Annotated in this window: 3 protein-coding genes; all 3 read right to left on the bottom strand. The window is 73.2% G+C overall.

Annotation, left to right across the window (positions count from 1 at the left end; translation table 11 throughout):
• Positions 1-102 precede the first annotated feature (102 nt).
• Complete coding sequence (gene pal / locus AC1MIR_RS01325; RefSeq protein ID WP_480026388.1) at positions 103-579, bottom strand: peptidoglycan-associated lipoprotein Pal; 477 nt, start codon at positions 577-579, stop codon at positions 103-105.
• A gap of 152 nt (positions 580-731) precedes the next feature.
• The gene (gene tolB / locus AC1MIR_RS01320; protein ID WP_480026387.1) at positions 732-2108 is read right to left on the bottom strand and encodes a Tol-Pal system beta propeller repeat protein TolB; all 1377 of its coding nucleotides are present in this window, start codon (positions 2106-2108) and stop codon (positions 732-734) included.
• Positions 2105-2485: hypothetical protein (locus AC1MIR_RS01315; protein WP_480026386.1), on the bottom strand; the 381-nt coding region annotated here is incomplete at its 5' end. The genes tolB and AC1MIR_RS01315, both read right to left, overlap by 4 nt.

The raw sequence follows: 2485 nt of genomic DNA, 5'->3' as shown, positions 1-2485 counted from the left end.
CTGGCGGTCGGCCCCCTCGGCCTCTGGCCGCGCCCCGCCGCCGCCCGCCCCGGGGCCGGCCGCGCGGGGGGCGTCGCCGCGGCGCCCGGCCGGAGCCCATGGTCAGCGAACGACGGTGACCGCGCGCCGGTTCTGCGCCCAGGCTTCCTCGTTGGAGCCGAGCGAGGCCGGGCGGTCCTTGCCGTACGAGATGGTGGAGATGCGCGCCGGCGCGACGCCGCCCGCCACCAGCACGTCGCGGGCCGCATTGGCGCGGCGCTGGCCGAGGGCGAGGTTATATTCGCGCGTGCCGCGCTCGTCGGTGTGGCCTTCCACCGTCACCTGAACCTGCGGGTAGCGGCCGAGCCACTCCGCCTGGCGGTCCAGCACGGGGCGCTGGTCGGCGCGGATGTTGCTGCGGTCGAAATCGAAGAAGACGCGGTCGCCGACATTGGCGACCAGGTCCTCCTGGCTGCCCGGACGCGGCCCCGCCGCGCTGGCGGCCGAGCCGGCGCCGCTGGCGGCGGCATTCTCGTCGCCGCTCTGGCAGGCGCCGAGCAGGGCGATGGCGGCGAGTGCGCCGATCAGCTTGATGTTCATGCGGAGACAACCCCTTGTCTGCTGCGCGCCCGGTGGGCGCCTGCGCGGCCGTTACCGATGCGGACGGGCCTGGTCAACGATTCGCGGGCCGTCAAGGCCGCAGCCGGGCCATGCCGCCCGCGCAACCCCCGGGCCGCTCGCCCCCGCACCGCTCATGACAGCAGCGGCGACCAGGACGGGTCGGAGGCGTCGGAGGGCGTCACGATCTGCCGCTCGTTGAAGCCCGCGATGTCGATCTGCGCGAGGCGGGAGGAATACCCCTCCCCGCGCGAGCCCCTCGCCCGCGTCTCGCGGTAGAAGGCCAGCACGCGGCCATTCGGCGCGAAGGTCGGGCCTTCCATCGCCCAGCCCTCGGACAGGATGCGCTCGCCGCTGCCGTCGGGGCGCATCACGCCGATGGCGAACTGGCCGCCGGCCATGCGCGTGAAGGCGATCAGGTCGCCGCGCGGCGACCAGACCGGCGTCGCGTAGCGCCCGCTGCCGAAGGAGATGCGCCGCACCCCCGAACCATCGGCCGCCATCACATACAGTTGCTGGTCGCCCCCGCGGTCCGAGTTGAACACGATCTGCGTGCCGTCCGGGGAGAAGCAGGGCGAGACGTCGAGCGACCCGCCCGAGGTCAGCTGCCGCTCGCGCCGGCTGGCCAGGTCCACCAGGAAGATGTTGGCGTCGCCCCCGCGCGAGGCGGAGAGGATCACGCTGCGTCCATCGGGCGAGAAGCGCGGGCTGAAGGTCATGCCCTGGAAGCTTCCCAGCACCTGCTGCTGGCCGCTGTCCAGGTTGAACAGATAGACCCGCGGCTCGTTGCGCAGATAGCTCATGAAGGCGATCTGGCGCGCATTCGGGTGGAAGCGCGGGGTCAGCGCCTGGAAGCGCCCATCGGTGAGGAAGCGATGGTTCTCGCCGTCCTGGTCCATGATCGCGAGCCGCCGCGTGCGTCGGTCGCGCGGGCCGCTTTCCGAGATGTAGACGATCTGGGTGTCGAAATACCCCTTCTCGCCCAGCATCCGCTCATAGATCACGTCGCTGATCAGATGCGCGATGCGGCGCCACTGCGCGGCCGGGGCGGTGAAGGCGGTGCCCTGGATCTGCTGCTCGGCCAGCACGTCGAACAGGCGGAACTCCACCCGCACGCGGTCGCCCTGCGCCTCGACACGGCCGGTGGTCAGCGCCTGGGTGCCGATGACGCGCCAGTCCTGCCAGCGCGGCGTGGCCGCCGCGGCCTCCGGCGACTGGATGAAGGCCTGCCGCTCCACCGGCCGGAACAGGCCGGAATTGCGCAGGTTGGTCTGGATCACGTTCGCGATGTCGCGCCCGAGCCGCTGCGCCTCGGGCGAGGCGCCGGCCATGGCCGGGATGGCGATCGGGATCGGGTCGGTGCGCGCGCGCGTGATGTCGATCACCGCGCCCTGCGCCATCGCGGATTTCGGCATCAGCGGCCAGGACAGCACGCCCGGCGCCACCATCGCCGCGCCGGCGCCGAACAGCGCGTGGCGGCGGGTGAGCAGGAAGGGGGAACGGAGGCTCATCGGACGAGACCCCTCGGGTTGAAGCGGAAGGTTGAGGCCATGACGGTCTGCATCTTGTCGGCCGGGACCCTGAGCGGGTTGCACTGCGGCGACAAGAGCGCGCGGCGGGCCGATTCGTACACCGCACGAGCGCGCGCGTCGCTCGGCACGCCCCGGTCGCCCGGAACCACGTTGCGGACATTGCCCTGGCCGTCGAGCTGCACGCGCAGCTCCACGACGATCTGCTCGAGGCCGAGCATCCCCGCATCCACGCTCCAGCATTCGCCGATCTGCTCGGCCAGGCCGCGGATCTCGCCCTGGGTGAGCTGCGCCGTGCCGGCCGGCGCGGCGCCCCCCCCCGGGGGGGGGGCCCGGCGGGGGGGGGGGGCGGCCGGGGC

The sequence above is a fragment of the Falsiroseomonas sp. RANM36 genome, from assembly GCF_056682175.1.
Note: the sequence above shows the minus strand (reverse complement) of the source record. Positions and strands in the feature narration are given on the sequence as shown.

Bases quoted from the DNA above. Each gene is read 5' to 3' on its own strand.
- tolB (WP_480026387.1), bottom strand. From the start codon at position 2,108: ATGAGCCTCCGTTCCCCCTTCCTGCTCACCCGCCGCCACGCGCTGTTC.
- pal (WP_480026388.1), bottom strand. From the start codon at position 579: ATGAACATCAAGCTGATCGGCGCACTCGCCGCCATCGCCCTGCTCGGC.